At 40.1% G+C, this 21,540-nt stretch carries 22 protein-coding genes; 10 read left to right on the top strand and 12 right to left on the bottom strand.

Annotated elements, in window-relative coordinates:
* Positions 1-18 precede the first annotated feature (18 nt).
* Both ACEXOE_RS17955 and ACEXOE_RS17950 read right to left on the bottom strand, forming a co-directional pair.
* Positions 19-687 (bottom strand): ankyrin repeat domain-containing protein, encoded by a 669-nt coding sequence (locus tag ACEXOE_RS17955; RefSeq protein WP_394750230.1) that lies wholly within the window; start codon positions 685-687, stop codon positions 19-21.
* A gap of 110 nt (positions 688-797) precedes the next feature.
* The gene (locus tag ACEXOE_RS17950; RefSeq protein WP_394750229.1) at positions 798-1,634 is read right to left on the bottom strand and encodes a helix-turn-helix domain-containing protein; all 837 of its coding nucleotides are present in this window, start codon (positions 1,632-1,634) and stop codon (positions 798-800) included.
* Positions 1,635-1,711: 77 nt separating this feature from the next.
* Between ACEXOE_RS17950 and ACEXOE_RS17945 the strand changes: the two genes are divergently transcribed.
* The 5 genes from ACEXOE_RS17945 to ACEXOE_RS17925 all read left to right on the top strand — a co-directional run bounded on the left by ACEXOE_RS17945 (position 1,712) and on the right by ACEXOE_RS17925 (position 7,343).
* The gene (locus tag ACEXOE_RS17945) at positions 1,712-2,419 is read left to right on the top strand and encodes a TetR/AcrR family transcriptional regulator (protein WP_394750228.1); all 708 of its coding nucleotides are present in this window, start codon (positions 1,712-1,714) and stop codon (positions 2,417-2,419) included.
* A gap of 8 nt (positions 2,420-2,427) precedes the next feature.
* The gene (locus ACEXOE_RS17940; protein WP_394750227.1) at positions 2,428-2,745 is read left to right on the top strand and encodes a hypothetical protein; all 318 of its coding nucleotides are present in this window, start codon (positions 2,428-2,430) and stop codon (positions 2,743-2,745) included.
* A 133-nt stretch (positions 2,746-2,878) separates the two neighbouring features.
* A complete protein-coding gene (locus tag ACEXOE_RS17935; protein WP_394750226.1) occupies positions 2,879-4,543 on the top strand; it encodes a peptidase domain-containing ABC transporter in 1,665 nt (554 codons plus the stop codon).
* 2 nt (positions 4,544-4,545) lie between these two features.
* Positions 4,546-5,907, top strand: a complete 1,362-nt coding sequence (locus ACEXOE_RS17930) for an HlyD family secretion protein (RefSeq protein ID WP_394750225.1) — start codon at positions 4,546-4,548, stop codon at positions 5,905-5,907.
* The gene (locus ACEXOE_RS17925) at positions 5,904-7,343 is read left to right on the top strand and encodes a TolC family protein (RefSeq protein WP_394750224.1); all 1,440 of its coding nucleotides are present in this window, start codon (positions 5,904-5,906) and stop codon (positions 7,341-7,343) included. The genes ACEXOE_RS17930 and ACEXOE_RS17925 overlap by 4 nt, the downstream gene beginning before the upstream one ends.
* Positions 7,344-7,365: 22 nt before the next feature.
* On the opposite strand, the gene ACEXOE_RS17920 is transcribed toward ACEXOE_RS17925, so the two are convergent.
* The 9 genes from ACEXOE_RS17920 to ACEXOE_RS17880 all read right to left on the bottom strand — a co-directional run bounded on the left by ACEXOE_RS17920 (position 7,366) and on the right by ACEXOE_RS17880 (position 14,503).
* Entirely contained in the window at positions 7,366-8,049 is a 684-nt protein-coding gene (locus ACEXOE_RS17920; protein ID WP_394750223.1) for an SDR family NAD(P)-dependent oxidoreductase, read from the bottom strand.
* Between the two features lie 397 nt (positions 8,050-8,446).
* A complete protein-coding gene (locus ACEXOE_RS17915; protein ID WP_394750222.1) occupies positions 8,447-8,674 on the bottom strand; it encodes a hypothetical protein in 228 nt (75 codons plus the stop codon).
* A gap of 374 nt (positions 8,675-9,048) precedes the next feature.
* On the bottom strand, positions 9,049-10,095 hold the full coding sequence (locus tag ACEXOE_RS17910) for an adenylate/guanylate cyclase domain-containing protein (RefSeq protein WP_394750221.1): 1,047 nt from the start codon (positions 10,093-10,095) through the stop codon (positions 9,049-9,051).
* A 217-nt stretch (positions 10,096-10,312) separates the two neighbouring features.
* On the bottom strand, positions 10,313-11,239 hold the full coding sequence (locus ACEXOE_RS17905) for an NAD-dependent epimerase/dehydratase family protein (protein ID WP_394750220.1): 927 nt from the start codon (positions 11,237-11,239) through the stop codon (positions 10,313-10,315).
* 88 nt (positions 11,240-11,327) lie between these two features.
* Positions 11,328-12,044, bottom strand: coding sequence for a class I SAM-dependent methyltransferase (locus ACEXOE_RS17900; protein ID WP_394750219.1), 717 nt, complete (start codon positions 12,042-12,044; stop codon positions 11,328-11,330).
* Complete coding sequence (locus ACEXOE_RS17895; protein WP_394750218.1) at positions 12,031-12,678, bottom strand: hypothetical protein; 648 nt, start codon at positions 12,676-12,678, stop codon at positions 12,031-12,033. Before ACEXOE_RS17895 ends, ACEXOE_RS17900 begins: the two co-directional genes overlap by 14 nt.
* Positions 12,679-12,756: 78 nt before the next feature.
* Entirely contained in the window at positions 12,757-13,323 is a 567-nt protein-coding gene (locus ACEXOE_RS17890) for a Crp/Fnr family transcriptional regulator (RefSeq protein ID WP_394750217.1), read from the bottom strand.
* Positions 13,320-14,156, bottom strand: coding sequence for a tetratricopeptide repeat protein (locus ACEXOE_RS17885; RefSeq protein ID WP_394750216.1), 837 nt, complete (start codon positions 14,154-14,156; stop codon positions 13,320-13,322). Before ACEXOE_RS17885 ends, ACEXOE_RS17890 begins: the two co-directional genes overlap by 4 nt.
* A gap of 197 nt (positions 14,157-14,353) precedes the next feature.
* Positions 14,354-14,503 (bottom strand): hypothetical protein, encoded by a 150-nt coding sequence (locus ACEXOE_RS17880; protein ID WP_394750215.1) that lies wholly within the window; start codon positions 14,501-14,503, stop codon positions 14,354-14,356.
* A gap of 170 nt (positions 14,504-14,673) precedes the next feature.
* Between ACEXOE_RS17880 and ACEXOE_RS17875 the strand changes: the two genes are divergently transcribed.
* The 5 genes from ACEXOE_RS17875 to ACEXOE_RS17855 all read left to right on the top strand — a co-directional run bounded on the left by ACEXOE_RS17875 (position 14,674) and on the right by ACEXOE_RS17855 (position 19,962).
* On the top strand, positions 14,674-15,504 hold the full coding sequence (locus ACEXOE_RS17875; RefSeq protein WP_394750214.1) for a helix-turn-helix domain-containing protein: 831 nt from the start codon (positions 14,674-14,676) through the stop codon (positions 15,502-15,504).
* Between the two features lie 94 nt (positions 15,505-15,598).
* Positions 15,599-16,216, top strand: a complete 618-nt coding sequence (locus ACEXOE_RS17870; RefSeq protein WP_394750213.1) for a hypothetical protein — start codon at positions 15,599-15,601, stop codon at positions 16,214-16,216.
* A gap of 48 nt (positions 16,217-16,264) precedes the next feature.
* Positions 16,265-16,741: a (2Fe-2S)-binding protein gene (locus ACEXOE_RS17865; RefSeq protein ID WP_394750212.1), complete on the top strand. Its 477-nt coding sequence runs from the start codon at positions 16,265-16,267 to the stop codon at positions 16,739-16,741.
* Positions 16,742-16,753: 12 nt separating this feature from the next.
* A complete protein-coding gene (locus tag ACEXOE_RS17860) occupies positions 16,754-18,904 on the top strand; it encodes a xanthine dehydrogenase family protein molybdopterin-binding subunit (protein WP_394750211.1) in 2,151 nt (716 codons plus the stop codon).
* Positions 18,905-18,927: 23 nt separating this feature from the next.
* A complete protein-coding gene (locus tag ACEXOE_RS17855) occupies positions 18,928-19,962 on the top strand; it encodes a bestrophin family protein (protein ID WP_394750210.1) in 1,035 nt (344 codons plus the stop codon).
* A gap of 89 nt (positions 19,963-20,051) precedes the next feature.
* Here ACEXOE_RS17855 and ACEXOE_RS17850 read toward each other — a convergent pair whose 3' ends face one another.
* On the bottom strand, positions 20,052-21,530 hold the full coding sequence (locus tag ACEXOE_RS17850) for a helix-turn-helix domain-containing protein (RefSeq protein ID WP_394750209.1): 1,479 nt from the start codon (positions 21,528-21,530) through the stop codon (positions 20,052-20,054).
* Positions 21,531-21,540: the final 10 nt, after the last annotated feature.

The following is a 21,540-nucleotide window of genomic DNA, read 5'->3' as shown; positions in this document are numbered from 1 at the left end:
AGCATAGAGGAATAAGGTTTAATTCTCTGTATTAGTATGATTTTTGAGGTAAGTTGCAATAGCCTTATGTCCTTCGCGTTCAGCAATGGCTAAAGGAGTATCCCCATTATCCATTTTAAGTGAAGGGGAAGCTTTGTACGAGATCAGGAGTTTGGTCAGGGCTAAATTACCCCGATGCACGGCAGCATGTAGCGGTGTTACCGCTTGGATTTGAGTGGTATTTGGACGAGCTCCATTTTGCAATAAAAATTGAGCCAATGCATAATTTTCTTTGGCCACTGCGGCGTGTAACGCATTTACTTTTGAAGGGTTTTTTGCAGCTAAATTTGGATCTGCCCCATGTTTCAACAAAAGTTTAACGATAGCGATTCTTTCAAAAAAAGCAGCTAAGGCGATAGGAGAAAAGCCATCTTCGGAATGTGTGTTGATATCCTTGAATTGCTGATTTATTAGTTGTTCTTCTACCAGATCCAATTTTCCACAAACAATGGCTTCATGGAAAGTAAAGGAAGTTTTCAGGGCAATGGCGGAAGAAAAAACGCTGGTTGATCCCCCATAGGCAATCAATAGGATGCCCGAACTTCCATTGTCATCCTTCATACTGAGTACCTCAGGTTGCTCTTGGATAAATGCAAGCAATTTTTCTTCTTCTTTGTTTTGTAAGAGGATCTTTAATCGATCGATCATGTCATTGGACTTTAATACAGATGAAATTAGCGTAAAAATTAAAAATATGTGGCATATGTTCATGATTTCCTTTTAGGTCAAAGGAAAGAAGAAAAGGCTTGCTTGGATTCCTATATATCACCTTTTCTGAGTTGGGAAGGAGAGTATCCCGTAATCGTTTTAAAATAGTGCGTAAAATTGCTCATACTGGAATAGCCAACATCCCGAGCAATGGTCTGAATGGTTTTATCCGTAGTTAAAATTTGGTGCTTGGCTTTACGAATCTTGAGCATGGATAGATAATGAAAAGGGCGCTGGTGAAATAGCTGTTTAAAGTTCCTGAGGAAATGATTGGGAGACATGCAGGCAATAGCCGCAATCTGATAGAGCCCTAGGTCCTTTTGAAAGTTACTATCCATAAAATCCTTGGCGTGATAAAGACGTTGATAGATTTCCAGTCGGGTCGATTTTTTCTTTGACTCTAAGCCTAAGGCAGTACATCCGGACGCAAAGTTTTGTCGGAACAATGCTGTCAATAGGTCAAGGTAAAATTCATCCCGAGCTAAGGAAGACATCCCAAGTTTGGAAGCCTTTCTTCCCTGGAGCAAAATGAAAGAGAGCGCTCCTTGATGTGTATAATTGCGTTCGAACATGGAAATTCCAGTTTGTTTTTTAGGAGAATGATCTAGGAGTTCTTCGTCCGTTGCACAGTAATTGGTAAGGGTTTGGGATACAAAGTCCGGGGAAAAAAATACGCAGAAAGATTCTGTTGGTGTGGGAGTATCAATGATCAAGCGGTATTTGGTGCATTCGTTTAAAATCAAAAAGTTTTCCTCATTTACTTTGTACTGACGTGCTCCAATAGCGTAATCCGCCGTTCCATGGTAGAAAGATTTTATCGATAAGAAACAATCTCCGGCCCATTCATAGGTCTTCGCCTGCTCGTGTATGATAAAATTTGTAGTCATAAAATCCGATGATACCATAAAGTACAAATAAAAAATAAGAGTATCTATATCTAAATTAAAAGTTAAACTTTTGGAATATGATAGTAATACTATTATATTTGAAGAGTATTACAATGAAAAACCTGTCGGTACATATAAAAATAAGCCCCGAGCTTTATACCAAGAACCCGGAATCTACGGAGCTTGGACAAAATATCGTATCTGAAAGTATCGCGATGATCGATGCCCTGGGGTTTGAAAGTTTTACTTTTAAAAAGCTAGGGGTGGCTATAAATTCCAACGAAAGCTCCATTTATCGCTACTTCAGTAGTAAACATGCTTTATTGGTGTACTTGGTTAGCTGGTATTGGAGTTGGATCGAATATAAATTGGTATTTGCAACGAATAATGTATCCGAACCTAAGAGAAAGCTTCAAATTGCCTTGGAAATTCTGACCAATAACATTACCGAAGACAACTCTTTTTCTTATATCAATGAAGTGACGCTTCATCGCATTATCATTGCAGAATCGGCTAAGGCCTACCATACAAAGGACATTGATAAGGAGAATGAAAAAGGGTTTTATAAGACTTTTAAGCGAGTTGTTTCTCGGGTAAGTGATTTAGTTTTAGAGGTCAATCCGACCTTTGAGTTTCCACACATGTTGATCTCTACGGTTATCGAAGGGTCGCATCACCAACGTTATTTCTCCAAACATTTACCTTCTCTGACCGATGTGGAGGAAGGAAAAAATAATATTGTACGATTTTATACGGATCTGGTATTTAAAACCATTCAAAAATGAAAATATCAATGAAGTACATATGCAAAGGATTTGGAGGGCTGATTTTATTTTTGGCTCTTGGTTTTTTGGTGGCTCAGCCCTTACTTCAAAGCAATTATTTTATACAGGTCCCTATTTTTGAGATGACACAAAATGATGGAGAGGATGATACGGAAGAAGAGGATCGCGTGGAAGATGAGAATACGGATGAAAAAAGTGAATTACTGCTCATACTATCGACTGACTTAATCATGCTGTCTGGCGTTAACACTACACCTGCAAACGAACAGGGCATGATCTTACAGATCGATAGGACGATTCATATTCCACCTCCGGAATGTAGCTAAGTTTTTATTTTTAGGAGCATCCTATATTCATGGATGTTCTGCCCCAAAATACCCTTAAATTTTATTATGCACATCTTGGGCTCTTAAAAAGATACTATAGCGCCTTGTGCAAACCATTTAAACTTTTCGTTAAATGAAAGAGATTATGTCTCCTTGGCAGCGTTTTGTTGGACTATTAAAACTCGATAAACGCGATATTAAACAATTATTTTATTACGCTATTTTTGCAGGCCTTGTGGCCCTTTCACTACCCCTGGGGATACAGGCCATTATCAACCTTATTCAAGGGGCACAGCTGTCCACTTCCTGGATCGTACTGGTGGTTTTGGTTACGCTTGGTGTAGCTTTTCAAGGCGCATTGCAGTTGATGCAAGTACGTATTCTTGAAAACATTCAACAGAAAATTTTTACGCGCTCTTCCTTTGAGTTTGTGTATCGTTTTCCAAAAATTACCATGGAAGAGTTACGTCAGTATTATCCACCAGAATTGGCCAATCGTTTTTTCGATACCTTGACGGTTCAGAAAGGATTGTCTAAAATATTGATCGATTTTCCTGCAGCCATCCTGCAAATTGCCTTTGGATTGATGTTGCTCTCCTTTTATCACCCCTTCTTTATTATTTATGGCATTCTACTGTTATTGCTTATTTATCTAGTCTTTAAGTTTACAGCAAAGAGGGGACTGGAGACCAGTTTGGAAGAATCCAAGAATAAATATAAAGTAGCCCATTGGATACAGGAAATTGCTCGTTCCTTGGTAAGTTTTAAACTGTCCGGGAAAACGCAATTGGCTATGGACCGAAATGATAATCTGACGGCGGATTATTTGGACGCCAGGGAAAATCACTTTAAGGTTTTGGTGCTTCAATTTATTCAAATGATCGGCTTTAAAATTTTGGTGACCTCAGGTTTGTTGGTCATTGGAGGATTGTTAGTGTTGAACCAACAAATGAACATTGGGCAATTCGTAGCGGCAGAGATTATTATTCTTTTGATCATTGCCTCGGTAGAAAAGCTGATTACAGGTCTGGAAACTTTTTACGATGTGCTTACGTCCTTGGAAAAAATTGGACAAGTAGTAGATAAGAAGCTCGAGGGACAAGAGGGAATCGATCCTTTTGAGGGGAATGATACGCTCTTAATAGAATTGGATCATGCCGGGTATACCACACCGAAGGGCAAAGAAATTTTGAAGGACTTGAATTTTGTGTTGGGCAGCCAAGATCGTTTATTGTTGGAGGGCGCCTCAGGTTCTGGGAAAACTACCTTGTTGAAGATGTTATCCGGTCTATTGCCGCCTACGGAAGGAAGCTTATATGTGAACCATACGTCCATAAAAGGGGTCTGGGCCAATAAATATCGTGCTCAAGTGGGCCAGGTATTGCCAGAGCAGAATCCTTTTGAGGGAACGATTCTGGAAAATATCACCTTGGGAGATAACAATATTCCCAAAAAATATTTAGATGAGGTGTTGGAAGTTACCGGTCTTTTTGACTTTGTAAAGGAACAACCCGATGGCTTGCATACCATGTTGTATCCCGAAGGGCAGCAAATTCCTTTAACGGTCTCTAAACGTATCGTATTGGCGAGGGCTATTGTAAATCAACCAAAGTTCTTATTGTTGAAAAATCCATTGGAATACTTCGAAACTTCGGAAGCTAAGAAAATTATAGCCTATCTAACTGCTCCGGAACGTCCTTGGGCCCTTGTGGTCGCTACGCGAAGTAGCTTGTGGAACACAGCTTGTTCTAGAGTGATTACTCTTCAAAAAGGTCGTTTAATTGCTAAAAAAGATTAAAAATGCTGAATATATCCAATAATCAATTAAATAAGAAAGTGTCCCTTGAGCACTATAAGGCATTTATGAAATCCTCCAAAAGACAACATTTTAAGGTGTTCAATAGGTTTCTTGCGGCCTTTGCTATTTTGGGAGTGATCATATCCTTTTTGCCCTGGACCCAAAATGTTACCGGCAATGGTTATGTGACCACTCTGACCCCGGACCAACGTCCACAAACCATACAATCACCTATTCCCGGTCGTATTGAAAAATGGTATGTCAAAGAAGGGGACTTTGTAAAAAAAGGAGATACGATCTTGTTTATTTCCGAAATAAAAACAGAGTATCAGGATCCTCGGTTAGTAGAAAGGACCAAAGCGCAACGCGATGCTAAGAGCCAATCTGTGGCTTCATATGAAGGGAAGATCAATGCTTTGGAAAATCAGATTGCAGCATTGGGGAGGGAACAACGCCTTAAGCTGCAACAAGCCAAGAATAAGTTGCAACAAGCAAGGCTAAAGGTGCAATCCGATAGTATTGACCTAGAGGCCGCAATAACGAATAAAAAAATAGCAGAGCGCCAGTACAACAGGACAGTGACCCTACAAGAAGAAGGATTAAAAGCGGTAACTGATGTAGAAGCAAAGCGATTGAAACTTCAGGAAACTGTGGCAAAGGAAATTTCTCAGGAAAATAAGTTGTTGGCCAGTAAAAATGCTACAATCAATGCGGAAGTGGAAATCAGTAGGGTCGCGGCGCAATATGCAGATAAGATTGCTAAAGCCCAAAGTGATCGCTTTACGGCAGCTTCCAATCAATTCGAAGCTACAGCCGAGGTGACCAAATTGGATAACCAATCGGCAAATTATGAAATACGAAATGCACTCTATTATATAAAGGCGCCTCAAGATGGATTTGTCAATAAAGCCATTCGAGGAGGAATAGGAGAAACTTTTAAAGAGGGGGAACGTTTGGTAGGCATTATGCCTTCCAATTATGATATTGCTGTGGAAACTTTTGTAGATCCCATAGACCTTCCCTTGATCCATCTTAATGAAAAGATCCGTATCCAGTTTGATGGATGGCCGGCAATTTTCTTTAGCGGATGGCCTAATGCTTCCTTTGGAACCTTTGGAGGAAAGGTAGTGGCCATAGAGACTTTTATCAGTGACAATGGAAAATTTCGCGTTTTGATTGCGCCAGATGGGAATGAAGTGAAATGGCCAAAAAATGTACGCGTGGGATCTGGTGCCTACACTATTGCACTCTTGGAAGATGTGCCTATATGGTACGAGTTATGGCGACAACTCAATGGATTTCCGCCAAATTACTATCAGCCAGAAGGAAAAAAAATTGAGGAAACAAAAGCTAAAAAATCATGAATATAAGACCATTGGGAATTGTCTTGCTTCTGATTTTGATGCAGGGAGCATTCGGACAAGAAACATCAACGCTCCAAAAAGAAGCGCCTGCGATTATTCGTGTCCTTTCTTTTGAGGAGTATCTGGGGTATGTAAAAGAGCACCACCCTTTGCTGAAACAGGCCAATCTGATTTTGACTATTGGCGAGGCCAATCTTTTGAAAGCAAGAGGTGGCTTTGATCCTAAAATTGAAGTCGATTTTGATCGGAAAAAATTTAAGGGAATTGAATATTATGATGAATTCAACGCTGTTTTTAAAATACCCACCTGGTATGGGATAGAATTTAAAGTAGATTTTGAAGAGAATACGGGAGAGTTTTTGAATTCCAGAGACAGCCTTCCAGATGGAGGACTATTTAGCGCTGGAGTCTCTTTTTCTGTGTTGGAAGGTTTTTTGATCAATGAGCGTATGGCGACGCTAAGAAAAGCGCGATTTTTTCGGGATCAGACGCAGGCACAACGAAATCTCTTGGTCAATACCCTGATTTTTGAGGCCAGCAAAGCCTATTTTGAGTGGTTGAAAGCATATAATGCAGAACAGATTTTTAAGGATTTTCTAAATAATGCTGAAATTCGTTTCAAAGGGATTGAACGCAGTGCAGAAGTTGGGGAAAAAGCGGCTATTGATGTGGTGGAGGCCCGGATTGCCTTTCAAGACCGAAAATTAAAGCTGGAAGCGGCAAAACTAAAAAGAAGAAAGGCTGCTTTGAAAGTAGGTAATTTTTTATGGGTCAATGAACTGCCATTGCAAATACAGGATGAGGTTGTTCCAGAGCGCCCTACGGAACAGGTGTTGTCTAGTTCTCTTTATTTGGATGGCATTACCACAACAAGGGATTTGGTCGCAGGGCATCCTAAGTTACAACAGATAGAAGCCAAGATTGCCGGGCTACGGATAGACCGAGCTTATAAGAAAAACAAACTATTGCCAAGACTAGATCTGAGTTATAATTTTCTGACACAGGATTCACAGCAGTTTGGGGGCTTTAATACAGCGAATTATAAAGCTTCGGTAAATTTTAGTGTTCCTATTTTTCTACGGAAAGAACGTGGTGCTGTACGTCTGGCCAATACCAAGCTCAAAGACGCCAACTTTGATCGGATAAGTATGGGGTTGGAATTGGAGAACAAAGTAGATGCGGTCACTGCAGAAATTAATTCTTTGGAAACTCAAAATGTGCTCATTAAGGATATCGTTAAAGATTACCGGACCCTTTTAAGTGCTGAAGAACGAAAATTTCAGTTAGGCGAAAGCTCGTTATTTCTTATTAATTCCAGAGAGCAAAAGTTAATTACGGCAAGTATAAAAGCCAATGAGCTGGAAGTGAAGTACCTCCACGCCAATGCAAGTTTATATAATGCCCTGGGGATTTCTGATGATAATCTTTCCAATTAGGGGAATGGACGTATAGGAAGAATCATAGCTTGAAGGATACAATGCCACAATCCATCTCAAAGATCTGCCCTGAAAATGCAGCGGCTTTTCGGGAAAGCAAAAAGGCAGCGGTTTCAGCAACTTCTTCTGGATTGAGGAATTTCTGTAGCGGATGTCTTGCGGTGATATTTTCTATCATTTTATCATTGCGCAACAATTTTGAAGCCAAAGAGGTGTCGGTAACGGTAGGGGCAATGGCATTGATTCGTATTTTTGGCGCCAATTCGGCTCCCAATGATTTGACCAACCCTTCAATGCCCGATTTTGAAGTGGCGATACTGGCGTGATACGGCATACCCAATTTGGAGGCTACGGTACTAAACAGCAAGATCGAAGGACTATCGGATTTTTTGAGGATGTTGAGGTATTTTTGAATGGCCTTTACAGCCCCCAAGACGTTAATTTCAAAATCTTCCCTAAAATTATCCAAACTTAGCCTGGAAATGGGTTTTAAATTAATACTTCCCGGGCAATATACTAGACTATCAACTTGGGTCAGGCTCGGAAGTTCATCGGTCAGGATGTCACAGGGGTAATGTGTGAGATTGGGGTGAACAAGTTCTGGAACAGATCTGCTGATAACAATTACTTGTTGATTTTCGATCAGGATATGCGTTAGTGCTTTGCCAATTCCTTTGCTTCCTCCAATTACTACTGTGGTTCTCATGTGATGCGTGCTTAAAGATTTGCCTTTTCGCCTTGTTGGCGACAATAGCAACGAAATTACTCTTTTTTGTTTAACATATTACAAAAAAGAATAAACAAAATAAATTAAGCTCTTAAAATTTACTATTCTCTATTGAAGTGTTCGAGAATAGTGAAGAATAGATCCGATTTTTTCCTTTTTGATGTCAGTACCTTCGAGATTATTTTTAAAGGAATGCACTTAGCATAGCGCATTGCAAATAAAAAGGAAAATTTAGCGTGATTACATAAGGATTGCTATATCTTCTTCAATAGTCCTAATACTACTATTGTGAAAATATCCAGTGAAGGGATCAATCAGAATCATTACAATGCTGCACCCATCGCGGTTAACCCATTTTTCATGTCAATCTTCAGGTCTAGATGGCAGGATCGGGACGTCCTTTAAGTCGGACTTCTATTTTTTTCTTTTTTGCGGTCAATCTTTTCATCAAATCCATAAGCTCAGATTCCTTCGTGTTCTTATAGATTTCATTAATGGCTAAGATCAATCGCTTGGCTTCTCTTGAAGCAACTACGCGATCGCTCGTAGACATATTGCTCATCTTGGCCTTTTCAAATGCTTTGGCTTCATTTAAAATATCCATATTCTTTACTTTGTTTGAATGGGGTAAAATTAATTAAACGTAAAATCTGTACCAAATTTATACGATTAATTATGTTTATATTAAGATTGTTATTAGCTTTTGTTAACTGCCAATGCCCAGATATAGGTACTTTACAAGGAATTGATGCTAAATTAATAACTCCAAAATAGCAAGAAATATTCTATAAAGAATGTTTTTTTGTCCATTTTGAACAAAAAAAGTAACATTTTTGCAGCTAATTTGCAAAAAAAGCGGAATTAAGACGCTTCCATTCAAAAAGTCGTTTAGTACGCAGATGATGATCGTTTAAGTTCTTTTCCAATGCCTTTACGAAGAAATTTGGGCATACCAAATCAAAAACTGACCGCGCTATGCTATGCAGGTTTTACGGCATAAACCGGAACAGCTTTTTTCTTTCCTTTTAAGGGAATGGCGCCAAGGGAGGTGTATGTATAGGATTCTCCGGATAGTTTAGTCTTTAGAGCTTCTGAAATCAATAAGGTTTCTCCTAATGCATTGCATTGGGATTGAATTCTTGATGCTGTGTTGATGGTATCTCCATGAAAAGCAATTTCTTTCTTTAAGGCACCCACTTCCGTTACTGTGATTCTTCCTAAATGAATACCAGCTTTAAAGAAGGGTTCACAACCATATTTAGCTAGATAATGAGCCTTGTTATCCCGTAGTTGCTGAGTGAAACGAAAAAAGGCATTGATGCAGTTTTGTTGTCGAATACCATTTTTATAGTTCCATGTCAATACTGCTTCGTCTCCCACATACTGATAAATTTCGGCTTCATCCCCTACCACTACTCCTAGGTCATTAAAACAATCTTGAAGCAATTTGCTATAGGTGATATGTCCTAGCTTTTCGGCCAAACTAGTGGCTGATTGTAAATCTAAAAACATAAAAATGCGTTCTTCAACTTTGGGTTCATAGTACCTTCCCAAGAGCAGTTTGCCTAAAGTTCCTGTACCCAGCATTAAGTTTACTTGTCGTAAAACACTTAAAAAAAAGTCAACAGTAATCACATAAAAGTAAATGGCGCCACTACCGGCGTCTACAGCAAAGGTCACAAGGTCGATGCTGGTTTGAAAGTACAAGTTATAGATGCCATACGCCAAAAGGACCAATATCACTAGAAATATGAAAATATAAACGAGTCGAATCAATAAGAAGCGTTGGATGGAGACCCGTCTGTAAAAGCGTTCTTCCATAATCATCTGAACATAGCCACTGATTAACCCCATAAGCGGGCCTAAAGTAATTGCTATGAGGAGACTGGATTGAAAGTCGAAATTAAGTTTACCTAATTCTTCGGTTCCCAAGCCTCTTACAATACTTAAAAAAACAAAAGCAAGCGTCCATCCGATCACATAATCCAGAATAATTCCCCGACGATACTTGGAAGTATATTTCATAAACTAAATATACTCATGATTTTTTAGATATGCTTCTTTTGGAACAAATCTGAATCCATTTGTAACCAAGTCCAAAGGAAAGCTGATGAAATTTTGAGGGTGAGCTAAAACAGATGCGATTCATGGTAATATTGGCAACAGGATTAGGACCGGTATTCTTGGTCTGATTTTTTGTGGGCCTAGGTTTAAGACAGGAATGTACCTCCTCTGCTATTCATCATAACATCTCTGATAATATGGTCTGAATCCCCTTGGCGTATGGGGTAACCTCAAAATTGGGAAAACGCTTTTTGAATTTGGAAGAGTCAAAGATATTATCCTGCCTATATCGGGGCAGCAATTCTTGTGTCTCTCTTGCATTTGCATTGAAAAAGGAGGCTATTTTTAAGGTCAGCGTATTTAGAATAGTATATGGGATTTCTCTCTTGAGCTGTCGGGATATTTCTGCTATAAACTGTTTGTAGGTCAACCTTTGGTCATCACAGGGAAGGTGCCAGGTCTCTCCATAGACTTCAGGAGTATTTCCCAACAGAGCCATAGCAGCACTGGCATCTGGAGTATAGATTAAGGTTCTGAGAACATCATCCCTTAAAAAGACTTTAGGTTTTTTTCCTTTCTTGATGGGATCAAAAATCAGGGTATTGGTAATGCTTTTAGTTTTTCCAGGGCCATAAAATTCGGGAGCTCTACAAATGACGGCTTCAATTTCTTGGTTGTTAATGGCTTCCAGAACAAATTGTACCGCGATTTTCTTTGCTTTTCCTTTTTTGCCTTTTGGGGCAAGAACCGTTTCTTCAATTTGGATATGACTATCCTGGGGATACGCATATGTGTTGTCAAAATACACCAATTTGCATTGTTGGGCCTTACAAGCTTCAACAACATTTTGAAGAATTTTAGGCCAGTCGCGCAACCATATTTCCGAGGAATATGGTAGTCCAACAGTGAGGTAGGCAATTTCTGTTTGTTTCAATGCAATTTTTAGATGTTCTGGATCAAGTAGATCAGCAATGACCAATTCATCTTCTGGGTGTACCTTTTTAGGATTTCGCCCAACCAAACTAATATTTGAGGTATATTTTTTGCGTAAGGCCTTGGCCAGTTCTTCACCTATGATTCCGTTGGCTCCTAATATTGTTTGCATCCCCAGAAGTATAAAGCATTAAAGAAATGATTTATAAATATATAAAAAGCAAATTTGTACGAACTTGTCTTGAACATGCACTGTTCTTTTACCATGGTTTTCGAACAGCTTTGATGCACATAAAAGCCGGGAACTCATTCAATTCTTTATAGTGCCTGGGATCCAACTTCTCAAATGCAGCTACAGGTTTAGGCTCAATCAATTGATCAATATAAAAACCATTGGAGGTCAAAGGGGCAATGCACGCACTTAGAGGTCTTCTGAAACTGTGCATGGTGATGGGTTTCCCAAAGCCAGACCAAGTACATTGAACAGGCTCTGTATTAAAATAGACTTGAGATTTAAAATACAGATACTCAAAGAAGGGATGTTCTATGGATAATACCAAACTTCCGTTTGGCCTTAAAACGCGATGAAACTCTTGTATGGTGGTATTCCAATCTTCTATGTAATGCATGGCCAGTGCACACAATACCATATCAAAAGATCCATTTTTGAACATATGAAGAGGGTTTTCCAAATTATGTACAAAAAATGAACTCGTATCCTTGTTTCTTTTTTTTGCCAAGGAAATCATTCGTTCGCTGTTGTCAAAACCTATGACTTCGGCTCCTTTGGATTTTAGGATTTCGGCATACTTTCCTGGCCCACAGGCTGCATCCAAGATTTTTTTGCCGTCAACGGCACCCATCAAACGGAGCGTGTTGGGACGGTCGTAGTAAGCATTATGCGGTTTATGGTCTATCAAGGCATTGTAACTATCCGCCAAATCTTCATAAGCTTCCCTGATTTTATTCGTATTCATGCTTTCTAGTTTTAATTTGTAGTATAGCTGCGGATAGTACCCAAGCGGCAAGACTAAAAGTAAATATGCGAAATCCTGTTAAATTGGTAAACACAAATCCCGTCAATACTCCAATAATAACAAAAATGAATAAGGAAATCCCAAAATAACCAAGCCATTTGGGAAAGATGACCGATTTAAGCATAAGTACCGAATATATGGAAATAGCAAGACAGCTGGCCGCAATGAAGATATAATCCAAAGCTTTGTTGATCGAAAAGCTAAATGTGGTAATGGGGTGTAAAATGTCTTTATACTCCGAAAGATTATCGGTATAGTGTGTTAAAAAGAAAGGAAGTGCCAAGCCATTGAACAGTGCGGCGAATAAGGCTGCAATAAGGCCAAAAGTAATGATGATGAGCGCTAAAACAGATAGCTTTCCAGAATCCATAAGCTCTTGAGTTAATCCATAAAAGCCAAATACCAGTAGGGGAAGGCATGCTATGGCCATCCCATGGGAAATCGTAATGATTCGCGAAATGGCAATAATGTGCTCCATGCTACCTCCTGATGGATGTAATGTCATGGTGGCTATAATGAGTAAGGCACCTAATAAAAGTGCCACTCCCGTACTTTTGTAGTTGTGTTTTTCCATGGTTGTTCCAGTTAATTTTGAATCTCAAAGATCCGTCATTATACTAGAAATGGCACTTGATCGAAATCAAGAAATACGCTATGTTTTTGAAAAACGTTTTCGTACGCGACTTAAGGTTTCTGGGGTCACTTTAAGATAAGAAGCAATTGTCTTCTGAGAGAATTTTTGGAATAATTCGGGCCGATGTTCTAAAAGATGGAGGTATTTTTTATCAGGAGTATAATCATGGTCAAAAAAGGCAAGTCGGGATACGGCTTCTTCCAAGACCTTGCCCAATTGAAGAAAAGATTGTGATGCGGCAATGAGTTTGTGAATGGCATCAATGGATAAGGTATAAATTGTGGTGATTTCGCTGCATTGGATCATATATTCAGAAGGTTTTCGGCCAGTAAAACTCTTGTGATTGATGATCCAATCGCCAGGGACGCTCAATTCAATAATAGCTTTTTCATTGTCATGGTCTAGCGTATAGTGATAGGCCGCTCCTTGAAGTATAAAAGACAGGGAGGAACAAATTTCACCCTGGGTCAATAATCGATCATCTTTCTGTAAAGTCCGTAATTGAAGCTCGGTCCTCAATAGGTCTAACTCCTGTTCCGTATAATTTCCGGCCTTATGCAAAAATTTAGAAAAATACGCGTTCATTTTGAGAGCGATTCAAGTTTAGTGGTTATATTTTCGTTTAGGCGTTGGGCAATACTATGATTGGGATCCAAGGCAATGACCTTATCCAAATAAGTTTTGGCAAGGGACAAACTATCCATGTCCGCATAAATTTGTGCATAGAGCATATGAGGTGCGGGAACCTTGGGGTTATTGATGGTTTTCTCCAAGAATGCCGCCTTCTCTAAAGCTTCGGTATGCCACCCTAATTCAGATTCCAAAACCGCGGTATAACTGATAAAGAAAGGTAGTGTTTTTTGTTTTTCGGAAGTGAGTAGTTGTAGAGAATCCAGGGCTAATTCTGGTCCGTGTTGGGCATGTAAAAATTCAATGTATTCTGCCTTCATGTAACTTTCATGAGGATATTTGTGCACAAACTGCCGGTAATTGTGTTCCCCTATATTTCTAAAGTCTGTGAAAAACTCAGGTTTCAAAACTTGCTGCTGGTCTCGGGCATTCATGAGTTTTATGGTGGTAAGGCTAATCTCCATAAGGAGCAAATTGTCATGGGACAAGCTATGTTTTTGTAGCTCTAAATCCTGTGAGAGTTGCATCCGTTCTTCAAGATTTTGGGTAATCTTGCCTACAAGACTTTTTCCGATCAGGAAGGTGGAGTCAAAGGAGACGGCTTTTCGAAATGCGCGCTCGGATAACGTCCACTGCCCGTAATCCATAATATGTTCCCAGCCCTTATTAAAATAAAAAACGGCAGAATCATTTTTAGCGCCATAATCAAAGGAAATAGGGCCGTTCTCTTTTCTGCAAGAGGAAAAAATGAGAAATAGTCCAGCTATGAAATAAATTTTGGTGCGCATACCTACGTTTTAGGCTAAAAATGATGAAGTACGGATATTGGTCAATAAAATTGTGCCTAAAGTATGAAATAAACTTAAATCGCAGGGAATAACATAAAATACCTGCTACAAAATAAGTTGAAAACAGGATTTGGAGCGTGTGCTACAAGAACAACACCTTATCGTATTCATACGATTCCTCAAAAAAATGGACATCTTTAGATGGCAGGAGTCCAATGAAAATTAATAGGATGCCATTCGTTGGCCCCTTCTTTTAGATAAACCTGATTTCCTTTAACGAAAACCAATTTTGTAGATGGAATAAGATTTCGATTTTGCCGAGAATCACTTTCTGAATCATTACTCATGACCATTACTTGTTTGTTTGTGTTTATACTTAAACAGCTAACATAACACAATACCCTACTAACAATCAAGAATTAAGGATGTAAAAAAAAGTTAAAATAATAGTATGCTGCCGTGAAACTTGACTTTTTTAGTCAAGCAATAAGCATTTTTTGTATGTTACATTTGTAGTATGGAGGAACATCGCATACAATATATCCTATCTGGAGAATTGCAAATTGCTGCTTCTTGTGAGACCGTTTCCGATCAGGTCATGGAGGTATACCTGCCCAGTACCATGTTGTTATTTGTGGAGAAAGGAGTATTTCATATACATACCAGTACCCATAGGTACGAAATCCCTAGGGGAACTTTCGGAATTGTGAAAAAATATACCGAAGCCACTATTTTTAAAACATGGACCGAGGAAGAAGGAGAGGCGAAAATCTATATGTTTGGACTCACCAATACCTTTATACGCAAAGTGATTCATCAGATTAAGTTTCCAAAGAATAAGATGGGACTATTCGGCCAATTTTTTGCGGTGCCACCCACACCAAAACTTATAGAACTTATGAAATCTTTAATCGTTCATATTGAGGAAGGCGGCAATATGGATGCAGGAGTTGTAAGCCTGAAAACCTTGGAAGCGTTGCGGGCATTGGCCGAAGCGGATACCAATATTTTGAACATGTTTAGGGAATTTTCAAATGGCGAACGTGCCGATCTGGATAAACTAATGCATCATAATTTTCTGTATCCAGCGAAACTGGAATGGCTGGCGAAGCAATCGGGAAGGAGTTTGTCTACCTTTCGTAGGGATTTTAAGGCGATCTTTAATGATACGCCACATCGTTGGATCATGAAAAAACGCTTGTATCACGCGCGTCAATTAATGGAGAAAAATAAACTGCGGCCTTCCCAAGTATACCTTGAATCTGGATTTGAGGATTTGGCACATTTCAGTAGGGCATTCAAAAAGAAGTTTGCCATAACACCTTCCCAATTTTACAAGAATTTGTAGCATTATGGCATTGGATATTGTTTTTTGACATTTTTGAACAAGTAAACAATATTATTTTAGTGTAATTTTATAAAGATCGTTAATCGACCAAACCATGGAAATTAAGAAAAAGATGTTCTTAAGGATATTCCCGCTATGTTTCATAGGAGGTGTCCTCCTTGCGGCAAATTATAAAGGAACAAAAGATGTTTACCTCCCTTTGGAGGAGAAAACCACTTCTTCGGCCAATGCCGAAAACTTTAATAAAATGATGGACGTACTGACGCATAAACGCTGTGTGAACTGTCACCCCAATGACAATGTCCCAAAACAAGGAGAAGACAGTCATCCCCATTATTTTGGAGTTTCCAGGGGGACAGCCAATTTGGGGTATGAGGCCACCCGATGTGTCACCTGTCATCAGGATGAAAACAATGCTTTTTCAGGGGTTCCCGGAGCCCCAGAATGGAGTTTGGCACCCCCACAAATGTTTTGGGAAGGATTATCGCGTATCGAAATAGCCGAATCCATAATGGATCCAGCAAGAAATGGAGGGCGCAGTCCTGAAGAGACCCTGCACCATTTAACGGAACATGAATTGGTGTTATGGGCTTGGAACCCTGGCGTAGATGCTAGTGGTGCTCCGCGAGAAAAGCCCCCGGTGCCCTTGGATGAATATATAGAGGCGGTGGAACAATGGTTCGAGGATGGGGCGGTAATTCCGACACATTAACTAATAACAGAAATGCTACAACATAAAAGTGGTCAGAATAAAACGCATATGAAAATTTCATTTACAATAAACGGAATAGCGCAAACTATTGATATCGATGACGGAAATACGCCTTTATTATGGGTGGTCCGGGATATGTTAGATTTAAAGGGAACAAAATTTGGTTGTGGGAAAGCTGCGTGTGGCGCCTGTACCTTACATGTTAATGGGCAAGCAGTTCGTTCTTGTTCCTATGCCGCCAAATTTGCTGAAGGCAAACATATTACAACCATTGAAGGTTTGGGAACAAGGGAGGAGCCCCATCCAGTACAACAGGCCTGGATAGAGGAAGTAGTGCCCCAATGTGGGTATTGCCAACCTGGTTTTATGATGGCCACTGCTGCGCTGTTGAATGAAAATCCGAACCCAACAGATGAGGATATCGATAAAAATATTGTCAATGTGTGTCGTTGTGGTACCTATTACAGAATGCGCAAGGCTATTCATAAAGCTGCAGCCTTGAGCCCGAAAACTGAAGAGAACTAAAAAAGGAAGGATATGGAAAAAAAACTATCACGTCGTAAATTTTTAGTTCGGGGAGGATTAGGGACCATTGGAGTATTGGCTGTTGGAACCTATGTGTTTCGAAACCCGCTACGAAGAACGCTATTTGGAGTAATGGATTCTTTGGTGGCTCCGTATTCTGGTACAGGAACAGAACCCAACCTATGGTTTGAGGTGGGTGCGAATAATAAAATCACCCTGTATTCTCCCAAAATGGAGATGGGGCAAGGAACTTTTACAGGACTTGCCCAGATGGCTGCGGATGAACTGGATGTGAATATGGAACAAATTCAGATAGTAGCCGCACCTACAATCTCTGGAGTAGTGGATGGATTGAGTACGGGAGGAAGTTTGTCCATCGCACAATTGTGGGAGCCTTTACGTGAAATGGCCGCAACCATGCGCGAAATGCTCAAAATTGAAGCGGGAAAAAAGATGGGGGTTGCCGTATCGGAACTTAGTACCAAAGCAGGGGTGGTCTCCGGAGGAGCCAAAAGTATGACCTATGCCGAGATTGCCAAAGGTGTCACGGATTGGGAAGTGCCGGACACGCCTGAGTTGAAGGCGATGGGAGATTATCAATTCATTGGAAAACCTATACCCAGGGTAGACCTTGAGGCAAAAGTTTTTGGAGATCCCATTTTTGGTATGGATGCGGAAATGCCCGAGATGTTATACGCGGCCGTGGTACGTTCTCCTTATGTTGGAGCCAGCTTTAAAAGTGCCGATACTGCAGCGGCCGAAAAAATGCCAGGAGTGGTGAAAATCGTGGAAATGGAAGATTGGGTCGGAGTTGTTGCGACCACTTTTGCCCAAGCAGAAGCGGCAAAAATGGTATTGAAGGTCCAGTGGGATGTTCCACAACAATGGACCGAAGAAAAAATACGGGAGATGATTCAAGTAGGCAAAGGCAATGAGATGATCATCCAGAAAGAGGGGAGTGCCTTGGAGGTCGAAGATGAAGAAGTGGTCTCATTGACTTTTACCAGTCCCATTGGAGCCCATGCGCAGATTGAACCCAATGGCGTTGTGGCCCATGTGGATGGCGATAGTGCTACCATTATCCTTTCCACACAAGTCGTGGGCATTACCCAAAAGCAAGTGGCGGAAGCCTTGGACTTAAAGACAGAAAATATCAATGTTATTCCCACCTATTTAGGAGGAGGCTTTGGAAGACGATTGAATACCGATCATGCCGTTAGGGCGGCAAAGATGTCAAAACTAGTAGAAAAGCCCGTAAAATATTTTTTCTCGAGAAAAGAAGAATTTCAACACGATATGTTCCGCCCGCCGACGCATCACATCATGAAAGGAAAATTGAATGAAGATGGATTGCTGGAAGGACTGGAACACCATTTTGCCAGTGGCAATGTGGCCGTCGGCTCGGTATTGGTTCCATCGGTGTTGCACAGTGTTTTGGGCGCAGATATGGGGGCAATTCGAGGTGGAAGATTACAATATAGCGGCATTGCAAATATACGGGCGGTACAATGGCATAATAGCTTGCCTTTTGCCACCAGTTGGTGGCGCAGCCTGGGCTTGTTGGCGAATACTTTTGCTATTGAGAGTTTTATGGATGAGATGGCATTGAAATCCGGAAAAGATCCTGCGGAATTTCGTTTGGAACAAATCGATTCCAGTGAGGAAGGAGAACGACTTAAAGCTGTTATCAAGGCCGCTGTGGAAAAATCAGGATATTGGGATAAAGCAGTGAACGGAAGAGCTATGGGCTTGGCGGTATCCACAGATGCAGGAACACCATGTGCGCAGGTGGTGGAGCTGTCCATAGAAGGTAAAAACATAAAAGTACACAAGGTCACTTGTGTCATGGATTGTGGTATTGCCGTAAATCCCGATCAGGTAAAAGCCCAGTGTGAAGGCGCTATCATCATGGGAATCAGCGCATCTATGTTTGAAAAGATGACTGTGGAAGAGGGTCAATTATATCCCACGATCTATGGTCCCTATGATATGGCCTTGATGAAACATGCTCCCAAGGATATTGAGGTGCATCTTATACAAGGGGTAGATCGGCCCCTACCTGTAGGAGAGCCTCCCTTAGGACCAATTGGTGCTGCCATTGGCAATGCAGTGAGACGACTGAAGAATGTACGATTAACCGAACTTCCACTTCATTTAAGTTAAAGATATTTCTTAGATTTGGAATTATGATGGTTACCAAAAGTATTAGTGTTGTAAAACTGATCAAGTGGTCCGGACACCATATCTTATGGCTACTGGTCTTTATGGGCGGAATTGCCACCTTGTATCATTTCAAAATCATCAATGTATATATTCCTTGGTTACCCATATCCGTTATTGGCACCGCGGTTGCCTTTTATGTGGGGTTCAAGAATAATCAGGCCTATGACAGAATGTGGGAGGCACGCAAAATATGGGGAGGAATTGTCAATGATAGTCGTTCATGGGGAATGATGGTCGATGGCTTTCTTAGCAATCTGTTTGCGGAAGAGAAGATTGCGGATAAAGAGATACAGGCCATTAAAAAGCGATTGATTTACCGACATATTGCTTGGATGTATGCCCATAGAAGTCAACTTTTAGTAGCAACGCCTTGGGAACATATCAGTCAAAGAGGGCATACGGCTCGGACGGCACGGAAATATCAAAAAAAATTTGGCATTGGCCTGATCGATGATGATGTGACGCGAACAGAGTTACAATCGTTTCTGCCCAAAGAAGAATATCAACGATTGATCAACCATGCCAATACCGCTGCCCAAATTATCAATGAGCAATCCAGGGACCTGCGAGGACTTAGGGAACAGGGTATTATTGAAGATTTCCGCCATATGGAAATGATGGGCATTTTGACCAGCTTCTACACCTTGCAAGGCAAAAATGAACGGATTAAAAAATTTCCATTACCCAGGCAATATGCCAATATAAGTAGGTATTTTGTAGGTATTTTTATTCTGTTACTGCCCTTTAGTATGATACCGGAATTAATGAAATTACCTGATTTTGGGATTTGGCTCTCCATTCCTATTTCCGCTTTGATCGGGTGGGTTTACGTGATGATGGAGGTTATTGGGGATTATACGGAAAACCCTTTTCAGGGGATGGCCAACGATATTCCTATGCTTTCCCTGTGCAGGACTATTGAAATAGATCTAAGGGAAATGTTGGGGGAAACTGATCTACCTCCGGCAATAGCTTCCAAGAAAGGCATCTTAATGTAAAATCACGTTATACTTTTGATCTTATCTTTCAAGAATCTATGGACTTTCTATGCCGTCCCTAGGAGTTAAAGAGAAGTGTGCAAGAGAAGTTAAGACCCAAATTTCGTATTCAATTCTTCAACGATCGAAGCTATTTTTTTATTTTTTGCTTCTTTTTCCAAAAGGGTTGCAGGCACTTGTCTGACCTTACAATCCTTGATGAAGCAGCGTTCACAGGTGACACCAACGTTTTCACTTTTAATTCGGGAATCCGATAAAAAGTTGATCTTTCGTTCCAATTGCCTATTCATGAGCAATCCAATAGTTATGCTGCGATAGTGATTGTCTTTAAAGGGATCTTTGGTTGCGGATGAGAACACCAAGTACTTCCTGTCATCATTTTCGTAATTGGAAATTTGTATATCAAATTCGTGCTCCTTCCTACTTTTGCCAATGTTTTTTAACATTTTTAGGGATACCCAACGCCGGCAATAATGCTCGTTGGTTTCATTGGCATGGGGCAAATGCTGATGGGATAGGTGCAATTCCTTTTTCAGGTGAAATTTGCCGCTTTTTGCTTTGTGCGTAAATCTTAAAAAGAACAGGTTCTGAATATTAAAGGCTTTTGGCAGGATATTGGTCAACCTTTGGTAAAAAGATTCTGGAGAAGCGTTGAAAGCAGCAATGGTTTTCAGAAAAAGAGCAGTATCGAATCTATCTTTTTCAAAAATTTCAGTCAATTGTGCTTTCACCTTGGCACTGGGCAGGATTAAGGCGCCAGCGAAATAAGAAGCATAAAAATTATTTAAAACCTGATCAAAAGTGTCAAATTTTATCCATGGAAAAGTATACAAGCGTTCATTGATTTCCAGAAAATGATAGGCCAATTCCTTGGCATAAATAAAGGTACGTTGTGCTTCGTCTATTTCATTGGTCAATAATAGAGTGTTGGTTTTCGGGACAAAAACCGATCGCAAATTGCCTAGGGCCTCATATTTACCCAACTCATTACTCTTAATGACATAACCATATTCTTCGATCAATATTTCTTCTAGATCTTTGGAAGTTATCTTTTGGTTCAAATCAATATGATAGGCTTTGGCAAATTTTAGGACACTTTGTTCCAAATCTTCGAAATAGTTTTTATTGGCTTCTTGAAAAGAACGAACAGAAGCCAAATAAAAGCTTTCCCTGCTGAAATTATAATTTTGTGCGATCTTAATTATGGTGCTAATGAATGCATTTACTTTGGCAGGTGCACTGGCCACAATATCTATTAAATTACTTTCCTTAATTCCAAACAGTTCCAGAGGAATCTCCTTTAATATTTTGGATTGCAACAAATCTCCGATAGGAGCTAAATTTTTGTCCAACTTTAAGGAAACCATCTGATCATAGGGGACATCTAATTTTTCGGAAAGAATGGCGATTTTATCGGGTTTTGGATATTTTTTTCCGTTTTCGATTTCATTCAAATAGGATTTGGACAAACCGGAAAGTTTGGATAATCCAAACAAAGAAAGATTCTTGTCGGTCCTTATCTGCTTTAGCTTTAACCCAAAAATGAGCTTAATGTAATCTTCTTCCATAATAACAAAT

This window comes from Spongiimicrobium salis, from assembly GCF_043678055.1.
Classification (GTDB): domain Bacteria; phylum Bacteroidota; class Bacteroidia; order Flavobacteriales; family Flavobacteriaceae; genus Spongiimicrobium; species Spongiimicrobium salis.
The sequence above is the reverse complement of the archived record's forward strand: the minus strand, read 5'-3'. Positions and strand labels throughout refer to the sequence as shown.